General features: G+C 45.9%; 16 protein-coding genes and 1 tRNA gene. 2 read left to right on the forward strand and 15 right to left on the reverse strand.

What is annotated here, in order from left to right; genetic code table 11:
- Positions 1-128 precede the first annotated feature (128 nt).
- From PHE24_02585 to PHE24_02615, 7 genes are all read right to left on the reverse strand, one after another.
- Positions 129-374, reverse strand: coding sequence for a GIY-YIG nuclease family protein (locus PHE24_02585; protein ID MDD4902001.1), 246 nt, complete (start codon positions 372-374; stop codon positions 129-131).
- Between the two features lie 349 nt (positions 375-723).
- Positions 724-1,419, reverse strand: coding sequence for a formyltransferase family protein (locus tag PHE24_02590; protein ID MDD4902002.1), 696 nt, complete (start codon positions 1,417-1,419; stop codon positions 724-726).
- Positions 1,420-1,482: 63 nt separating this feature from the next.
- Positions 1,483-2,160 (reverse strand): DNA-3-methyladenine glycosylase, encoded by a 678-nt coding sequence (locus PHE24_02595; GenBank protein MDD4902003.1) that lies wholly within the window; start codon positions 2,158-2,160, stop codon positions 1,483-1,485.
- A gap of 118 nt (positions 2,161-2,278) precedes the next feature.
- Positions 2,279-3,067: a slipin family protein gene (locus PHE24_02600; protein ID MDD4902004.1), complete on the reverse strand. Its 789-nt coding sequence runs from the start codon at positions 3,065-3,067 to the stop codon at positions 2,279-2,281.
- 357 nt (positions 3,068-3,424) lie between these two features.
- On the reverse strand, positions 3,425-4,291 hold the full coding sequence (locus tag PHE24_02605; protein MDD4902005.1) for a permease-like cell division protein FtsX: 867 nt from the start codon (positions 4,289-4,291) through the stop codon (positions 3,425-3,427).
- 182 nt (positions 4,292-4,473) lie between these two features.
- Positions 4,474-5,154 (reverse strand): ATP-binding cassette domain-containing protein, encoded by a 681-nt coding sequence (locus PHE24_02610; protein MDD4902006.1) that lies wholly within the window; start codon positions 5,152-5,154, stop codon positions 4,474-4,476.
- Between the two features lie 136 nt (positions 5,155-5,290).
- Positions 5,291-6,994, reverse strand: coding sequence for an RlpA-like double-psi beta-barrel domain-containing protein (locus PHE24_02615; GenBank protein MDD4902007.1), 1,704 nt, complete (start codon positions 6,992-6,994; stop codon positions 5,291-5,293).
- A gap of 375 nt (positions 6,995-7,369) precedes the next feature.
- Here PHE24_02615 and PHE24_02620 point away from each other — a divergent pair.
- Positions 7,370-7,442, forward strand: a tRNA-Thr gene (locus PHE24_02620).
- A gap of 12 nt (positions 7,443-7,454) precedes the next feature.
- On the opposite strand, the gene PHE24_02625 is transcribed toward PHE24_02620, so the two are convergent.
- The 7 genes from PHE24_02625 to PHE24_02655 all read right to left on the reverse strand — a co-directional run bounded on the left by PHE24_02625 (position 7,455) and on the right by PHE24_02655 (position 15,990).
- Positions 7,455-8,024 carry a histidine phosphatase family protein gene (locus tag PHE24_02625; protein MDD4902008.1) on the reverse strand — a complete coding sequence of 190 codons (570 nt, stop codon included), beginning with the start codon at positions 8,022-8,024 and terminating at the stop codon, positions 7,455-7,457.
- 163 nt (positions 8,025-8,187) lie between these two features.
- The gene (locus tag PHE24_02630) at positions 8,188-8,595 is read right to left on the reverse strand and encodes a septum formation initiator family protein (GenBank protein ID MDD4902009.1); all 408 of its coding nucleotides are present in this window, start codon (positions 8,593-8,595) and stop codon (positions 8,188-8,190) included.
- A 14-nt stretch (positions 8,596-8,609) separates the two neighbouring features.
- Entirely contained in the window at positions 8,610-10,190 is a 1,581-nt protein-coding gene (locus tag PHE24_02635) for a glycosyltransferase family 2 protein (GenBank protein MDD4902010.1), read from the reverse strand.
- A gap of 635 nt (positions 10,191-10,825) precedes the next feature.
- Positions 10,826-11,485 (reverse strand): DUF1361 domain-containing protein, encoded by a 660-nt coding sequence (locus PHE24_02640; protein MDD4902011.1) that lies wholly within the window; start codon positions 11,483-11,485, stop codon positions 10,826-10,828.
- An 86-nt stretch (positions 11,486-11,571) separates the two neighbouring features.
- Entirely contained in the window at positions 11,572-13,479 is a 1,908-nt protein-coding gene (locus PHE24_02645; protein MDD4902012.1) for a type IV secretion system DNA-binding domain-containing protein, read from the reverse strand.
- Positions 13,480-13,613: 134 nt separating this feature from the next.
- On the reverse strand, positions 13,614-15,137 hold the full coding sequence (locus tag PHE24_02650) for a hypothetical protein (protein MDD4902013.1): 1,524 nt from the start codon (positions 15,135-15,137) through the stop codon (positions 13,614-13,616).
- Positions 15,138-15,297: 160 nt separating this feature from the next.
- Positions 15,298-15,990 carry a hypothetical protein gene (locus tag PHE24_02655; GenBank protein MDD4902014.1) on the reverse strand — a complete coding sequence of 231 codons (693 nt, stop codon included), beginning with the start codon at positions 15,988-15,990 and terminating at the stop codon, positions 15,298-15,300.
- Positions 15,991-16,189: 199 nt separating this feature from the next.
- Between PHE24_02655 and PHE24_02660 the strand changes: the two genes are divergently transcribed.
- On the forward strand, positions 16,190-16,714 hold the full coding sequence (locus PHE24_02660; protein ID MDD4902015.1) for a cohesin domain-containing protein: 525 nt from the start codon (positions 16,190-16,192) through the stop codon (positions 16,712-16,714).
- Positions 16,715-17,123: 409 nt separating this feature from the next.
- On the opposite strand, the gene PHE24_02665 is transcribed toward PHE24_02660, so the two are convergent.
- A complete protein-coding gene (locus tag PHE24_02665) occupies positions 17,124-18,875 on the reverse strand; it encodes a cohesin domain-containing protein (protein MDD4902016.1) in 1,752 nt (583 codons plus the stop codon).
- Positions 18,876-19,122 lie beyond the last annotated feature (247 nt).

Consider the following 19,122-nt stretch of genomic DNA (forward strand, 5'->3'; position numbering starts at 1 on the left):
GCTGTCCTACCATTGGACGATCCCCCAAAATTCTAATTATTTTTAAACAGCTCCCCCGCCAGAGGCGGGCAAGAAAGGCTGCTGTCCTACGCGCCCGCCTTGGGCGGGCCATTGGACGATCCCCCAATTCATTTTATTCCGTTTTCATTGAGCCACTTCCGACCTTGTCCCGATTTTAAAAATTTTTCTCTTTCAAAGGCAACTTTTCTCTCTTGGTAATTTTCTATAAACATTAACTGCCACGGGCAATGGCCACTGGTAAAAACATAATCCCCTTTGTTGTGTCGACGAAGTCTTTCCTGTGCATCCGATCCGCAGCCAACATATCTAATTCCATCCTTCAAACTTTTTAGAACATAAACTTGATATGGCATATATGTAAACAGCTCCCCCGCCAGAGGCGGGCAAGAAAGGCTGCTGTCCTACCATTGGACGATCCCCCAAAATTCTAATTATTTTTAAACAGCTCCCCCGCCAGAGGCGGGCAAGAAAGGCTGCTGTCCTACGCGCCCGCCTTGGGCGGGCCATTGGACGATCCCCCAAAATCAATTACAAATTATGAATTATAAATTATAAATTTTTTCTATTTTACTGCCAAATCTCGCCTTACAATAAAAGCACCAGAAGAGCGGCGCTTATTAAAAATATAGGTTATTTTTGATTTTTTGTCAAAAAAAGCGCGGCTGGAATATCCAACCGCGCGGCTTCTGGCAATACAACGTTTCAAATAGACCCAACTTCTATTCCGGGAAGGATTTTTTTGATCTCATCGCTTGCGGAAATTACCCAGCGATCTTCCTGGCGGATAAGTTTCACGTGCCCCCTGATCACCAGATTCATCACCCAGCTTTGGATGGCCCGCTCCTTTTCATTTACCCGAGCAGCCAATGTTTCCGGCGTATCGTCAGGACGGATCAGCACCGGCCATTTCGTAATGATTGGACCAGCATCGTAATCGTCGGTGACGAAATGCATGGTCACGGCTGATTCAGCAATTTCCCCGCGGTGATAGGCCTCCATTACTGCCTCATGAACATGGTGGCCATATTTCCCCTTGCCGCCGAACGGGCCGGAACGGCCGCGGCCTTCCAGCGGACCGGGATGGATATTGACTGTTTTCCTCGGATCCAAGCCGGCAGTCTTTAAAACCCAGCCGGACAAGGCGACGAAATCCGCCCGATACTGACGGACGATTTCTCGATAATGGTCGGCATCAAACGGCCCTTGAAAAAGATGAAAACGCACATTGAGTTTTTTGGCAAGCTTGTTTACGCCGCCTTCAGGATATTGTGAAACAACGGCAGCGATGTGCGCATCCAAAAAAGAACCGGAAAGACAGGAATGCTCACGCAACTCTCTGAAACCGCTGCCGCCGCCAGTTGGGGTGCCGGAAGCGAAAACTATGATTGAACTGCTCATTCAAAACCTCCTCGTTAAATGTGGGTTTATTGTGATAGGTGCGAAGTAAGAGTTTAACCTAAATCAAACTGCTTTGTCAATCAGGAAACGAAAAAGTTTTTTCGACCAGATCGGACCGGCGTAAGCGACGCCGATGCGGGGGGTGCGCCTGATCGTTGATCCGGAAATTTTTACGCCGCGGTCCTCGAACCAGAGGCCGGTTTTTTTAATCGCTAATTTTTTATTGAAACGGCGGTCGACTTTTAAAAATCTAGTGAGTTTGCCGGGACCGTCCAAACCACCCCCAGACCCCTCCTTCGAAAGGAGGGGGGAAAAACCACCCCCAAACCCCTCCTTTGAAAGGAGGGGGGATACGGCGCCGCGGAGAAGGATTGCCGCGGGATAATCTTTCGGACCGGTGACGATATTAAGCATCTCATACATGCCATAACAGAGATAAACATAAAAATATCCGCCTCGGCCGAACATGATCGCGTTGCGCTCCGTCATCCCCCGTGAAGCATGCGAGGCTTTATCTTTTGGGCCGTCATAAGCTTCGACTTCAGTGATCATCACCGCTATCTCGCCTTCCCGGCGTAACACACCCCGTCCGCGCGGCGCGGCCACCCCTCTCCCACGCTTCGCTTCACTTTGCGGGGCAAGCGAGAGGGGAATTTTTCGGACCAAAAATTTGCCCAGCAGGTCTTGGGCGACTTGCAGGGTCGGGCGAGCGAAAAAACTTTTAGGCAGAATCTTTCTCATAAGGATATTATAAGCTGGCGTTAAAATAGCCGCAAGGATCGCCCGGGACGCTAAAAATAAACGTTGCAGCCCCCTTCGGGAGGCCGCAACGCAACAAAATGTTTTTTATCTATCAGTCCTATTGAACCTTGATCTCTGTCTTGCCTTTCATCTCCTTGTCGGTCTTTTTTGCAAAACCGTCAAAGGAACGGAGAATTTCGACCGGCGTCGCAAAGACGATCGTGTTGGATTGGTCAGAAGAAATATCGTTAATCGACTGTAAAGTTCTCAGATGCAAAGCGCCGGTAGAAGCCGATAAAATTTCAGCGGCTTTGGCGATATTGGAAGCAGCCGCCAATTCACCCTCGGAGTTGATGATCACTGCCCGCTTTTCTCTTTCCGCTTCCGCCTGTTTGGCGATCGTGCGCTCCATCGATTCAGGCAAAGAAACGTCTTTCAATTCCACGTTATTCACTTTAAGGCCCCAGGCTTCGGTTTCCTTATCCACGATCTCGCGAATACGGTCGGCGATCTTGTCGCGGCTGGCCAAAAGCTCGTCCAAAGAAACCTCGCCGACGATATTTCTCATCGTGGTTTGGGCATATTGAGAAATGGCGTAATAAAAATTTTCAACTTCAATGACCGCTTTGGACGCGTCAGAGATCTTATAATAGATGACGGCATTGACGGTAACCGAAACGTTGTCGCGGGTGATCGCCTTCTGATCCGGCACGTCAACCGCTTTGATGCGCATATCGACTTTTTGGTAAGTCTGAAAAACCGGAATGACCAGTCTCCAGCCCGGATTCATAATGCCGGTAAACCGGCCCATGGTGAATCTGACGCCGCGCTCATACTGATTGATCTGCTTCAAACTGGCCAGAAAAAGAACGACCAAAATAATAATTAACGGCCAAAATATTCCCATAGTTTTTCGGCTTCCCCTGATAGCAATGGGTCTGTCGCCGAATGCCGTTTTGGCCTAAATCTTCATCTTTTGGTAAATTTTTTAAAAAATATTTCAGCTGATATAGTCATATCACCTTCAATATTTTTTAAAAAATTTCCTCAAAATCTGAAAAATTTATGCTCAAAGAGCATTCGACGACAGACCCATAATCATATCGGGTTAAAAGCATTAAAAAATTATTTAAATTATCTTTAAGAATAGCAAATTTTCGGCTAAAAATCAAGTTGCGAACTTAAAAGCGGCAGTCCCCTGACGGGAGACTGCCGCATGGCAAAAAATATACTAAATACCAAATACTTTATACTTTATACTAATCTACGCTTGCGCGTAACGACGGGCCGCCCACCAGCTGGCCAGGATATTGATCGCGGCAATACCAACGAATTCGCCGCCGAAGATTTCGAAGAAGTGGCGGTTAAAATAATCAATCAGATTGATATTGTAGCCGACGAAAAACGCTTCCAAATACGGCTGCAACAAGGAGAGGAAAGGATAAAACAGCAAGATAATAATGATCACGCCGAACAAAGTGTAAAAAAGGCTGGAAACCAAAAACGGCAAATAAATAAAGGAGTTGGGCGCCCCGACCAAGCGCATGATATTTATTTCCATATTATGCGTGTAAATGGCGACGCGGATCGCGTTGAAAATAACCATTAAGGTGATAAAGACGAAAATCGCGCTCAAGATCAAACCGGCCTTGGTGACTTTGTCGGTCACGGAATTAATTTTATCGAGCATGGTCTGGTAGTCAGTAAAATTCCGCGAATCAATGATCGTCGAGGCGATGCGGTCCAGTCCGTGCGTCAAATTATCGATGGCGTCGGCGTTCTTCGGCTGAATGATCAAAGTCGGCGTCAGCGGATTTTTTCCCAATTCCCGCAGCGCCTGCAAAATTTCCGGATTATCGCTGTTGTTCCGCTGAAAGATGCTCAACGCTTCCTCCTTGGAAACATATTTGACCGCTTTCACGTCGCTTAAATTTTCCACTTGCGCTTTTAAAGCCATGATCGCGTTTTCTTCAGCGTCCGGTTTGAGATAAAGGCTGACGTCGATTTTATCTTTGATGGCGCCGATAGCGGCATCACCGATCACTTTCACCACCAACAGCATATTGATGGAAAAAAGCGCTAAAATCAAAATCATCACTGTCACGATCGACAGCCAAATGTTGCGGGACAAATCCTGTAAGCTGAATTTTATAATTCTGTAAAGCGAGAGAAAAAACATATAGTATTTATTGAAACCCACCCCGTCCGCCCGGGGCGGACACCCCTCCTGGGGAGGGGAATAATATGAAACCCACCCCGTCCGCCCGGGGCGGACACCCCTCCTGGGGAGGGGAATAAATTTTAAATTGAAAATTAAAGAAGGTACTTCGCCCTTTCCCGGTCGGAAACGATGCAGCCGTTGTCGATGGTGATCACTCTTTTGTTGAGGCGATTGACGATCTCTTTATTGTGGCTGACTAAGACGACTGTGGTACCGAACTTATTGATATGCAAAAGCAAGTCGGTGATCTCATTGGCGTTGATCGCGTCCAAATTGCCGGTTGGTTCATCGGCCAAGAGCACTTTCGGGCTATGAACCAGAGCGCGGGCGATGGCGGCACGCTGCTTTTCGCCGCCGGAAACTTCGTGCGGATAGCGATCCATCTTATCTTCCAAGCCGACGATCTTCATCACCCGGGGAATGATATCCTTGATCCTTTTCGAAGATTGGCCACAGACTTCCAGGGCGAAAGCCACGTTTTCAAACAAAGTTTTTTTAGGCAGCAATTTGAAATCCTGAAAAATAACGCCGATCTGCCGGCGCAAATACGGCACTTCCCGGCCGCCGATATTGGTAATATCCCAGCCGCCGATGACGATCTTTCCCTCGTTGATCTTTTCTTCGCCGATCATCGCCTTGACCAAAGTCGTCTTGCCCGATCCGGACACTCCGACGATCGAAACAAACTCGCCCGGTTTGATATGCAAATTCACGTCCTTTAAGACTTGAATTTCGGAAGTATATGATTTATAGACATTGAATAATTTAATCATAATTTGTATTTTGGGTATATAATGCGAATCTACGAATTGTACGCGAATACTACAAATAGATTTAACGAATTAACGATGGATAATTCGTTAAATAGTTCGCGGTATTCGCGAAAAATTCGTAGTATTCGTATCATGTTTATTGCAATTTTCTAATTCCATACTGAATCAATTCTTGCGTCTCTGCCAAACTTTGTATTTTGGTCGTGGCGCCGAAATCCACCGCGATCAGCTCCTCCCCGGCAGATCCCGTCACTCTGGTCATTAAATTATATTGGTCCAGATAGCCGGTTTTGGAGCCGGTGACCTTTAAATTGTTGACGGCGGCAAAAACTCCGTCACGAATGAAATTATTGGTATTAGTCAAAGTATGTTTCTTCTTGGTATTGATGGTGACAAAGGAATATCTGGGAGCAACACTGATTTTTTGGATCACCGGATTCTTAAATATTTCTCTGATAATTATAGCATACTCGCGGGCAGTGCTCACGTTAGCGGGCGAAAGGCCGGTCGGTTCGATAAAATGGGTGCTGGTCGCGCCGATCGACGCGACATAGGCATTCATCTCGGCAAAGAAAGCGTCGCGGGAAAGTCCGGAGACCCTGACCAGGGATTCCACGGCATTATTGGCCGAACCGACCAGAGCGGAGTAAACCAAATCGCCGATCGTCATGGTATCGCCATCGTTAACCGATAGCTTGGCCGATTCCGCCGGCAGACAATATTGATAATTATACAATTCATCTTGCTTTTTATAAGTTACCACGGTATTTAAAGAAGGATGCTGATCGAAAAAAATTTTAATGGCGACTAGTTTGGATAAGCTGGCCAACGGCAAAACAGCGGAAGAATTCTTTTCCCAGATCACGCCGCCGGTTTTTTCATCAATGACGATCGCCGCCGCCGCTTTAATATCCGGTTCGGACATCGCTCCTGTTTTAGAAACGCCTAAAATACGCCCATTAGCATCCGGCGCCACATAAAGCGGCTGAATTCTGATGCTAACGATGCCGCTGCCGGCTTTGGCTATTTTTTTAAAAGCGACTTTATCCAAGTCCAGGATCCGATCGGGAAACTTATCCCTTTCCGGTCCAAAATCATTGATAGTAACATCGACTGATTTGTTATTGTCGATATTATAGACGCGTAATTTTGAACCCTTGGGGAAATCGATTGAAGCCGCAAAATTTCCGTTTTTATAAGCATACCAGCTGGCTTTGCCCGCGATCAGCACGGCCGGATCGCTCATCACCGCCACTTGGGCGTAAGGCAAGAAGATCTTGGCCGCTACTGTTTTTTTTGCCGGATCATCCGTGGTTGGCAATTCGCGCCAGGACTGATAATTTTTATCGTAAAAATAAATTCTTTTATAATACTGGTCGTTGCTGTTGTAGCTTAGCTTCAAAGTAATCGGCAATTTATTATTGTAAGCCGAATTGTTGCTCAAATCGAATTGATAGGTCGGGCTGATCTTTTCCAATTTCCACGGAGTCGGTAATTCATCGGTGACCGGCTGCGCTTGGATCTCGGTCGCGCCAATCAAAGATTTAGCCGGAAAAGATACGCTAAAATTATTATCAACGGTGGACAAGGCACGCCCCTTGATCGCCGAGCTTGCATCCAGACTGACGCTGACCGCCTCCGTGTTAATCGCCGCGCTAGCGGCGGTTGTCGTAGCCGGCTGGGCTAGCGGAACGACTTTGGCCTGAGTGGCAAGAGGAACTGATGCGCCGGAAACTCCGCCATCATCAAAAACAATACCATCGGCGGCCAAAGCGGGCAGCACGCCGAAAGTAAGAAGTAAGAAGAAAGAAGTAAGAAGTAATTTTAATCCTTTAATCATAGCTCTGCTTGTCTTGATTTTATGAAACATTAATGATACTTTAATAATACCAACAATTCGGATAATTGGGAAATAAATTTGCCGGATAATCAGTTGATTGGTTGATTGGTTGATTGGTTGATTGGTCTGCAAATTTTGCGCTAAAATCAATTAATTTTACAAATCTTTTTAAAATTTTCGAAATCTTTTGTCTCGTAAACCAAGTAACCAATTAACTATTCCACTAATCGACTAAGGCCGAGATAGCTCAGCTGGTATCCGCGACGTCGCCGCTTTGAAGCGGCGCGCGCGGACCCGCTCACGGCCTTTGGCCGATGTAGCGGGGAGCGACGGTAACTTCGCATAGCGCTTATTAAATCGTAATGTTAAATTCAAGCCGAGATAGCTCAGCTGGTAGAGCGACGGTATCGTAAACCGTAGGTCAGGGGTCCGATCCCCCTTCTCGGCTCATTTTTTACTCTCATTCGATAAAATAGTCCCACCCCGGTTGCCAGGCCTTATTTTTTCTCCAATCATCAGCAAAGGCTTGCGCCCAAGCTTTTTTATTCAAAATTACTTCCAAGGCGAGTTGCGGGGCTTTATGCCCAACAATGGCAATATTCTTTCCGTCGTAATTTTTTTTCAGAAAAACAATAAAGTCTTCGATTCTTTTTCTCACATCTTCATAACTTTCTCCATCGGGAAAATTTTCAGTAATAAATTTTTCTTGCAGAGGCTCGACAATCGAAGAAGCTCTGCCGTTATAATCACCGTAATTACATTCTCTCAATCTTTTATCAGTAAAAATTTTTATCCTATCCTCAAAAATTAATTTTGCAGAACTTGCCGCCCGGTCTAGATCGGAACAAAAAACAACATCAAATTTCCTGCCCTTAATTTTATCTTTTAATTCTAAACATTGTTTGACACCCAAAATTGAAAGTTTTGCATCAGACCAACCCGAGGAAATTTCTTTCTCATTATCTTCGGTTGTACCATGAACAAAATACGTTAGCTTGATTGACATAAATATTGTCGGGAATAAACCCACCCCGCCTCGCCGGGCTCGGCACCCCTCCCGGGGAGGGGAATTTTCGTAAAAAATGTTCGTAGTATTCGCGACTCATTTTAGTAAAATTCGCATGAGCCGCATTCGTAGTGCGGCAGACGAATCGGTAGTATTCGCATTATATACCCAAAGCTTTAAGATCAGATTACTGACCGAAAAAATAGTTCCACCACTTAACCGGGTTGGAATTTTTTTTATCTGAATTGCCGTTGGCCGCGCCAAAAGCGGCGACGTTGCCGGACTGACCGGAATTTTCGATCACGGCCACATGCTCGCCGGGCATTTTTAAATTCATGTTAAGCCGGGCTTCTTTTTCCACAAATTGGTCGGATTGCAAATATTTTTTCATCGCGGTCAAATCGTTATTGCTTGCTTCCAAGCTGCTGATCTGTTTTTGCAGATCGGCCACTTCATTATTGACGGCCAGGCGCTCGCGAGCATTCTGATAAACCGGCAAAATTATCACGGCGATCACAATCAAACAAACCAAAGTAAAAAAATAGGGGGTTAAAAAAAGTCCGGTCAAAATTTTTCTTTTATTATTTTTTCTCATTTCTGATTGCAAATTTATTGTTCCTTGCGGGTTTTGGGTGTTACCAGGAAACCCATATATTTTCCCAACATCAGGCGGGTTTGCGCGTCCAGCGCCGGAAAGGAACCGAAGAAAATTATTCCCACCGGCAGCAAGAGCCATTCGAAAACGATCATCACTCTTTTAAAGCGGCTGACCCCCACCGGCCTTCTGGGCATTAAAAGCGAAGAAACGATCGCCGAGATCAGCAAGCCGATCATCGATAAGGTCATCAGGGTTTGCGTGACGCCGGGCAAATTGCCCGAAATAACCATGGCATTGAAAGCCTCGCCGCCGAAAAATAACGGCAGCCAACCAACCACGCCGATGATCAGGGCGTTAGTCGCCCAGGAATGAAAACCGTAAACTTGGGTGAACATTTTATCCAAGGCGTCGCGCTTGGGCAAATCTTTCCAGCGTTTGACCGAATTGAAAATTAAATAGGGAATATTTTCCACTCCCCAGCCCCAGCGGCGCTGCTGCTTATACAAACTTTTCATCGTATTCCAGTTGTCTTGAACCATAATCGAATCCATGGAGATCGGGAAAAAAATCGGTACGGCTCGATAATCGCCATTATAATGGAAATAGCAATGCCAATAGATCCGGGAATCTTCAGAAACCATGGTGGTTGACCAAAAACCGATATCGACCAAAGACCGCCAACTCATTGAATGGGAAGAATAAGTGGCCAATTTGTCCGGACGGATCTGCTGCATCATCTGCCAAAAAGTATTGCTTGAGGCGGCGACGCGGGAAAAAAACGGCACTTCCCAGACATTATTATGATAGAGCGGAATAGGCTGATAGCTGACGCGATAAGGCTTGGTCAACGTCAAAAAGTAATAAGTCAGGCAATGAAAAAAACCGGGATAAACCACCGTGTCGCTGTCGAAAACACTGACCAAAATTTTATCGTAGGGAATCTTTTCCGGGTCAATCAGTTCTTCCTTGACTTTCCGTCCCGCCCAAGTCTGATTTGCACCCTTGCCTTTTAACTCCCCGACGATCCCGTCAGGATGAATGGTTACTAAAAAATTCCGGAATTTTCCGGCAAACTCTTGCTTGAGGATCGCCGCTTTATCCAAACCCTTCTGCCCTTCGCGTTCCTCGATCGCCAAGACATAAATAATATTTTCCACGGGAAAATGATCGTCAACTATCGACTGAATGCTCGAACGCAAAACTTCAACCGGTTCCACGGCCGTGGGCACGATGACCAGGTGAATGACATCCCGATAAGTAAATCCTTTTTTAACCAAGCTGTCAGCCGGCAATTTACCGGCAGTGGCAATATTTAACTCTTCGCATTTGCGGCGCCAATCCATCGAACGCATTTTTTTCATCTTAAAATACGATGTGAACAGCATTACACCCAGATAAAGCACCAACAGAAGCCAATAGACATCAAAGGCGATGATAAAATAAGCCACCCAAACCGGTTGGAAATAAGAAAAGATGATGAGAATCAGCAAAGTCCCCCAGGAAAAAGCGCCGGGAAAAATTTCGAGTATTCGATAAAATACGCGGTCGCCGCCGGTCAATTCAGTCGCCTTGCCGATTTTTAAATAATCCATTAGTTGATTAGTTAATTGGTTAATTAGTTTGGCTGTATTTTAGCTTATTTCAATTAATTTTTATTACCTGCTATTGACTTTATTAAAATTTTATGATATATTAAATTTATTAAACAATAAAATTGCACTTACGCGTTCATTCCAACTCAATGATTTCTCAAGGAGGTTTTTCATGGATTCTTCCGCTTGCATTTTCTTTATTGCCTTTTCGGGTTTTGGTTTCCTTTGTTCTGTTTTTTATTGTTGTTATACGATTAAGACCAGAAAACCCGGAGACAACGATATGCTTACGCCAGTTGTAATTTTTATTGGATTAATGTCTTTGTGTATCTGCCTTATGGCCTATTATAGATACATACAAACATCCAATTTACCTCAATCGGAAATGGCAACAAAACAAACAATTACGGTACCTCTAAAAACGCCGTTGAGGCGATAGTGGTTATCGTTAACCAATCTCGAGCGCTCAGGATTTTTTCTTGAGCGTTTTTTTAAAAACTTTATAGATATCGGTCGAAGTTTATCCTCGTGAAAACAGGAATCAATATAACACAACAAAAAAAATAAACGCCTGGATTTTCCCGACAACCTATTTCGCAAAAAAACTAAGTACCTAATCGACTAATTAACTAATTTCAGTTTTTTGTAAGCTTTATTTTAAAAATAACCGTACCAAAAAAATAAAGAACGTAGTAGCCGGCCGTAAAAACCAATAAATTCCGGAAATATTCCCAATCCACGAGATACTTTAGCAAATTTTGAAAAATCAACAAGGGATGAAGGAAGATATCCCAACTATTATAACGCTCGATCAGGCCAAGCAAGACCGCCCAGGAAACAAAAGGAATCATGCCATAGATCAAATTACGGGCAATTTTAGCATTAAAAATCTTGGCCAATACCTGACGCATCTGGGACAAGTAAATAGCAAACAAAACCCAGCCCAAAACGCTGTAAACAAAAAAATACATTATCTGCCAAGTACCGGCAATACAAACGCTGTTTGCCGAGTCGGCCGGGCAAAAATTCAACAAATGGCGGTTGCCCACCACCAAATAGGCGGCATTGGGCAAAAAAATGAACCAAAAGAAAAAAATGATAACGGCCCGGATTTTCTGGCCGGTTTTTTTAAACTTGGTTTTCTGCCAATAAGAAAAAAATAACAAAAACAATCCGAATGGCACCATGGCCAAAAATAAATTCCAAACCATCATCAAAAAAGGATAATCATTGACGTAAAATAGCCCGAACGTGTCCACAATATTCTTGATACTAAAAAAATGAGTAAAACTCATAATATTGGATTGAAATTAGAAATTGGAAATTTGAAATTAGCATTTTTAAATCTCCAATTTCTAATTTCCAATTTCAAATTTCTTTTTTATTCAAAAACAATGTCTTCTCCTTCGGCCAAATCTTTTTCCGAATTTTTTGGCGCTTCAACGGCTTCGGGCGGCTTGCCAACCATAGCTTTAGCGACGGTTGGATTATTTTCAACTTTCGATTTCCGGTCAAAACCGGGCAGTCCCGCCTTCGCCAAGGCTGCGGCGGACAAGCCGGTTTCTTTCAATTTGGAGAGCGAAACATAACCTTCCTCATTCGCGCCGGTAGAAACCGCTCCCCGAGCCAAAAGAGTTGATGGAGAAATTTGCGAAAGATCAATCCGATCTTTTTTTACCGGACGATCCGCGGCACCGTCGCGCTTTTTCTTTTTCAATTCCGACAAACAATTCTTGCAATAAACCGGGCGGGCGGGATCAGGTTTGAAAGGAACTTTAGTTTCCGCCCCGCAAGAAGCGCAGCGCGCGTCAAATAAAACTCCGCTCGCTTTTGGTTCTTCTCTTCTGGTCGGTCGATCGGCCTTGGCCGTAGCAGTTTCGAACCTGGGCACGAAATTCGGCCGGGGCAGGGATTCGACTCGCGGTTTTTCCAGATTTGGCTTGGAAACCAGGCCAGTCGCGCTGATTGATGTTTCCCTGCCTGGCATAACCGGCAATCTGGCCGGCTCTTCGGCAAAATGAATTCTCATTATTTCTTCCTCAACCTCGGCCTGCGGCTTAGCATAACTTTGCCGCGTCCAGTCAACCGCCTTTTGCAAATTATTCGTTCTTTCTTCATCGGTTAGGGGCGGCAAGCCTCGGGCGGAAAACGGCGGCGAAGCCACGCCGTCGATCATTAATTTAACATAAAATTCATATTTGGGAAGATTGAGAATGTCCTCTTCTTCAAAAATCGGCGTAAATTCCTTGACCAATTCCTCGGCATCGATCGCTCCGACGCGGAAAGCGACCAGCGTGCCGACGTTGCCGAACACCGCCGCTTTAACCTCATCCGTCAGCTGCTCCATATATTGATGGGCGATGATCAGATTCAAATGATATTTTCTCGCTTCGGACAAGATCGTGGCGAACGATTCGGTCGAAAAATTCTGGAACTCGTCGATATAAAGATAAAAATCCTTTCTCTCCTTTTCTTTGATGTCCACGCGGCTCATCGCCGCCAGCTGGATCTTGGTGATCATCATCGCGCCCAAAAGCGCCGAATTGTCTTCGCCGATATGGCCTTTGGACAAATTCATGATCAAAATTTTTCCCTTATCCATCGCGTCGCGCACGTCGATCGACGATCTGGTCTGGCCGACGATATTCCTGATGAGCGAGCTCGACAAAAACTGTCCGACCTTGTTTTGGATCGGCGAGACCGCCTCGGAAGCGAATTTATCGGCATAGCTGGCAAATTCTTTCAGCCAAAAAGATTTGACCACCGGATCTTTGACCTCGGCCATTACTTTCTTGCGATAGTTCTTATCGGAAAGCATCTGGATGACCGAAAGCAAAGTGGAGTTGGGATAATCCAAAACCGCCAAAATGGCATTGCGCAAAATATATTCCAATCTCGGTCCCCAGGAATCGGCCCAAAGTTTCTTGAACACGCCGACCAATCCGGAGGCGACCAAATGCCGGACTTTGATATCGACCGCTTCGACAATATTGAAGGCGATGGGAAAATCAGTATCGGACGGATTAAAATAAATCACGTCCTTGATCCGCTCGGCCGGAATATATTGCATCACCTTTTCCGCCAGATCGCCGTGCGGATCGACCACGGCCACGCCGCGGCCGGCGCGAATATCAGCGACAATCATATTCTCCAAGATCGTCGACTTGCCCATGCCGGTTTTCCCGATCAGATACATATGGCGGCGGCGGTCGTCGACTTTAATGCCGAATTTGATCTTGCGGTTGCGGAAGGTGGTTTCAGCGAAAGTTGTAATTTCACTATTGATCATGAAAAAAATTATGAAATGTAATACTAATCGCACGAATACATACTAATATAACGAATGCTCACTAAAAAATTATTCGTCATATTAGTATGTATTCGTATTAAATTAGTATTACACCTATCGATTGCCTAAATCATTTAAACAAAAGGCAGGTTTGGTGGCGGCGCGCCCTTATCTTCTTTAGGCTCTTCCGGCGCGGCTTCGGCGGCCGGCTCTTCCGGTTCGTCGGCTGATTTTTTCTCCACACCGAGCTTGCCCGCCGTAGCCTTGGCGAAGGCGGGTTCTTCTTGCAATTCGCCCAAAAACAGCGGTTCGGCTTTTTCTTGACTGACTATTTCTTCCGCCTGCGGCAAAGTCATCGGCGGTTCGGCTTTGCGGCCGGGTGCCATTTGAATCAGCGGCGCCTTAACCGTGCCCATATTGGGGAAATGCCAGATCGTCGCCAGCTCTTCCACGTTCAACAAACCGCGTTTCCGGCCGCCAACAGTGTCACGTTTGAGATAGTATTGAAAAATTCTATTTTTTCTGCGCTTAAGATTGCTCTGGCGGAACAAATAATTGGCGGTAGTCGCCGTTTTGTCCATATCCGGTTTCAAACCATTGGAATCGATCGCCGCGAACTGTTTCATAAAACCGACAAAACCGCCAAAAACTTTGGCTTTGTTATACACTTCTTTTTCCGCCAGATACACGAATCTGATCTTGAAATCAAAAGCCACTTTGCCGGATTTTTTCTCAATGCCCTCGACTCTTTTTTTCTGTTTGGGCTTCAACTGCATCATCTTTAAAACATCATCTTTCTTTTCCACTTTTTTCTCCGCCGCCTCGACCGGCCCCATCACGGCGCTGCCCGCCGCCGAGATCAATCCCAGCGCGGCATCGGCGCTATAATGCAAAATATTTTTTTTGAATTCGGATTTCTCCCCCAAAATTTTACTGACCTCCTTGTCCAATTCATCCATCCAGTCAAACCCGATCGGTATGACGAGCATCTGATACCAAAGATTTTCGCCGGGCTGCAGGCTGGAACAGAGATCCATCAGCGCGGCCATCGGATCCTTAAAATGAGTTTCCGGCTCCCCCATGATGTGCTCGAACTCTTCATAAGTTTTGATCGGGTAGGACTTAGGCTGCTGCAGAATGAATTCCGATCCCATGATCTCATATTTATCGTTGGGAAATCGAAGATCTTTGAAAGCCGTGACATAATCATCAACTTCGGTTATTTCCGCGTCCGGATATTGGGCATAGACGGCCGATTCGACCAAATCCCGCTGCGGGATCGGCGTGCGGATCAAGAATTGGGTGTACCCGCCGGTGCTGATGATCTCAAAAGAAAATCCCAGCTGGAATTTTCCTTCCCAGTATTGTTCCAGCAGGTTGATGGAAGAGTGCGCTCCGGCCAGATAGGCGAATAAATTTTCCACGGCTTTGGGCGATTGCTCGTTGCCGCGCGGAATATCAATGGCCAAAAGAGTGTATTTGCCGTTCTTGGCCGCGTACTGGTTCTGGCGGTAAAAAATCCACAGTTTAAACGATCCCCAGAGAAAGGTGACGGCAATCGGAATCCAGCCGAAATAAAAAAGCAGCTGGCCGAGAATGATATCGGGCGATTGGCTGAAAAAATTCAAAAATGGCGTAAAATCGATGACAATATTCATTAGATAATGCTTATTTCTATTCTACTATTTTAACATTTTTTTTAGCTTTGTTCAAGGAAAAAATGGGAATTAGTTGATTAGTTAATTGGTCAATTAGTTGTATCGTTTTATCAATTCAATAATTTAAGCGCCTCAACTAAGTACCTAATCAACCAATTAACTAATTATCTGCCGCGCAAAATCCCAACTCGCATTTTAATCCTTGGGACGGGTCGCAATCATAGCCGGCGCCGGAATTTTCATTGCAGCAAGGCTGGTTGCTTTGGCCGCAGCGTTCGCAGGTTTTGCCGGTGAGCAGCTGGCCGATTAAACATCGATCGCCGGTCGCGCAGGACGGGTTGCCGTCAAAGCCGCAGTTGGCACAAATATTGTTCAAACATTCGGACCGCTCACCGGTTTTGGGCAAGCAGCTATCACTCGCGCAACAAGGCTCGCCGTTAAGACCGCATTCGGCGCATTTATTATTTTGGCAAACCAATCCGGACGAACAGCTCTCACCGTTAGCGCAACAAACCTGATCTTTTTCGCCGCAAGCAAAACAAATGCCCTTGACGCAGACGGCATCGCCATTACAAACATTGCCGGCACAGCAAAATTCTTCATTATCGCCGCAGCCGCAATCTTCCGAGCAATAATTGCGGGTGGCGTCATTCGGATCAACGCAGCATTGCTGGCCATAATTGCAGCTGGGCGTGGTCGCGCAGCATTTCAGCTTGTTAAATCCGCAATCAACGCCTAATAGCACCTGCGGGACTCGGCGGGCGGGCGGCTGATTATTCGTCGCGCAGGCAGGCAGAATAAGAAGCGAAAATGTCAATAATATTAGCAAGAAAAATCGATAAAATATAGGCATAAATTTTAGAATTAGAACAAAGAGCATGGAACATAGAGCAAAATCGGAATCAACGTTAAAAAATCTTTTGTGGCGGGATGTTCCATGCTCCATGTTTTCATGCTCCATGATCCATGATATAATCTAACTATACAGCTAATCAAAGTATTTTTCAAAGCTAACAACCTTATTTGTCGTAAGGTTTAGGAGGGCTTTTCCCATGCTTAAAGCCCCAATAAAGGCGCTATTTCTGGCAATGATAGCCCTGTTTATATTTGCGGTAATAAATCCGGCTGCGGCCGAGGAGTTTTATTACCGCGGTCCCAAGTTGAATCCGCAAATCGCCGCTTCAGCTCTTTTTCTGACCCCCATTCGGGAAAAAAATGGCAATTCTTTCACTCTGGATCTGGTGGTTGACCCGGCCGACGAAGAGATTAATACCGTCTCGACCGAAATATCCTTTCCGACCGACAAATTATCCTTGGAAAATTTGAGCAAAGGCAATTCTTTTTGCTCTTTTTTTGTGGAAGAAAAGATCGATAACGCTCTGGGAAAAATAAAAATCAGCTGTCTCGCCCCTTATCCGGGCACGGACAGGATGAGCAATGTCATTTCCTTGACGTTCAAGCAGATCAACACCGGCACCGCTAATCTTAATTTAAGTTCCGATTCGCTGGTTCTGGCCAACGACGGCTACGGGACAAATGTCCTGAAAGATTTGGGCGGACAGACGATAGTCGATTAGGCAATTGGTTAATCAGTTAATTAGGATAAAAAAATCTCCTTCTGTAAAAGGCGATTTTTATTTTTAAAAACAAATAAATAAATTCCCTTGTAGCGAGCATTGAAAAATTTTGGACAAGACGCGCAGCGTATCCTCCCAAGGCGGACAGGGAAGCCGTGCCCCGCCAACGGCGGGGCTAGGCTTCCTAGCGGAGTGATAGGAAATTTGTCCAGCGCGCAGTTTTCCTTGTCCCGTCATTTTTGCGGGATGCGCCACTTTTTTTAAAAAAAGTGGCGAAGATTTTTGACCTTAAAACGAACCTTAACACACCCCGTCCCGCCGAGGCGGCGGTCCACCCCTCTCGAGAGGGGAATTTTATATGCCGACAAAAAACCACCTTTATTCAAGGTGATTTTTTTAGCTGAAATGATTATTTCAAAATTTTCTCCACGTCCTTGATCTCTTTCAAAATCCTCTTGTTGGTGGCGTCGATATGCTCGTATAAAATATTTTTTACCCGGGCCTTGCCTTTGGCGAAATCAGCGCGATTCATCTTAACGAGATCATCGATCTCCTCGGAGACGGCGATCTTCAGTTCTTCGATATTTTTCTCCAGCACATCTTCGATCTCCAGAGTTTCTTTCTTTAATTTCTTGCGCACGAATTCCCAGATCCAGATCAGGAGCGCGACGATCAGAATGATCACCAGGAGGAGGGAGACAAGCACCGTGAAATAATTTAAGACGAACGAACCGATGCGGGCAAAAATCGGCGCCGTGACCAGAAAACTGACCTTGGCGCTCGGCTTGCTCTTCAAGCCGTTGGGATTGACCGCTTCCACCCAGGCCGTATAGCGGCCGTTGGCATAATTCTTGGACGCGACCAGGAACCAATTGCCGTCATTGTCGCTTTTTACACTATTAACTTCGGGTTGAGCTTGGCCTTCCCCTTGAAGATAAATATTGATCGTATTATTGGGATTGGCCGTGCCGCTGATGAAGAATTTATCGCCGGGTTTTATTTCGGCGGAGTAACTTTTGATCACCGGAGTGGCCACGGCGGCAAATTCAAAGGTCAAATTAGCCAAGGTCCCGTTGCCGGCCAGATCAAGCGCCTTGACCGCGATCGCATGCGAACCGACTGCCAAGTCGGTCAATTTATAAGAAGTTTTGTCGGCGGTTAAAACAATTGGCTCGGCCGACAAGCTGTCAATCAATATTTCATATTTATCCAAACCTGATAACTCGTCAGTGGTCTGGAAATATAAAGTCGGCCAATCATTGGGGTCATCCTGCTTTACCGAAAGCGCGAAGTCTTTAGGCGGCGTGGAATCGATATTCACGCGGAAATGCCCGGTCGTCCCCCAGCGCCCCTTATTGTCCTTGACCTTGACGTGAATGTACCAGCTGCCATCGTGGTCCGCGGTATATTGTTTGCTATTGAATAAGCCATCGGGCACATTGCCCGGTTCAGTACCGGCTTTTTGATCAAAGGCAACGCTGACGCCGGTCGCGCCATCCGGCAGTTTCCAGGAAAAATCAGCAGTCTTGGCTTTATACCATTTGGTTTGGTCGGGATGAGTATCGGAAGTGATCACCGGCCGATTGTAAGCGGCCGTTTCCACCGGTGCCGGAGTCGGTGCCGGAGTCGGTTGGCCCGGGGCCGGTTTTTCAGGAGTCGGCGCTTCTACTTTGGCGGAAATGATAAAACTGGCCGAGCCCAGGCTGGATAAAATATTCGTGCCCATGCCGTCATTGGCCAAAACATCCCCGGAAGTAAAATTGACCGCGGCCGTTCCCAGCTTGATCGCCTGGAAAGTGATGACGCAGATCGTGCCGCCATTGCCGGTATAACCGGGGCGGGGCACGCCGCCGCCGAATCCGATCGTTCCCGCGCCTGATGAAAAAGTCGGTTCTTCGGTCCAAAGGCTGAAAACCGAACCCTTGGCGACGCTCAGCACTTTAAGCAGGGATTTATCATAAGTAAGCGACGCCTGCCCGGCATTGATGCTTTGGCCGCCGGTGCTGATCTTTATGGCCACGGTGAATTTGCTGTTTAAAATTTTCGTCCCGGTCGAAGGCGAGAGATAAAGCGACGCACCCGCTGCCCAGGCCGGAGTCGCCAAAAACGCGCTGGCAGCAACTAACCCAACTAAAATTAACGGGAAGAAAAATTTTCTCATAGCTCCTTGTTATTTAAATCCAAAATCTTAAGCACAAAATCCAAAGCAAATCCAAAATTCAAATGGTCAAAACTTATCCAAAGAGCGACCATCTATTCGCTGACAAAATATTTTCAATTTTAAATTTTAGATTTGTTTTGAGTTTTGGATTTTGAGCTTTGAATTTAGGATCCAGGGCAAACCGATTGTTTCGCGAAATCAAATCATCCTTATTATAACTTAAATTCAAGAATACGACAATTTAAAA

The organism is Patescibacteria group bacterium (assembly GCA_028707065.1).
Lineage (GTDB): Bacteria > Patescibacteriota > Patescibacteriia > Patescibacteriales > WJLG01 > JAQTUZ01.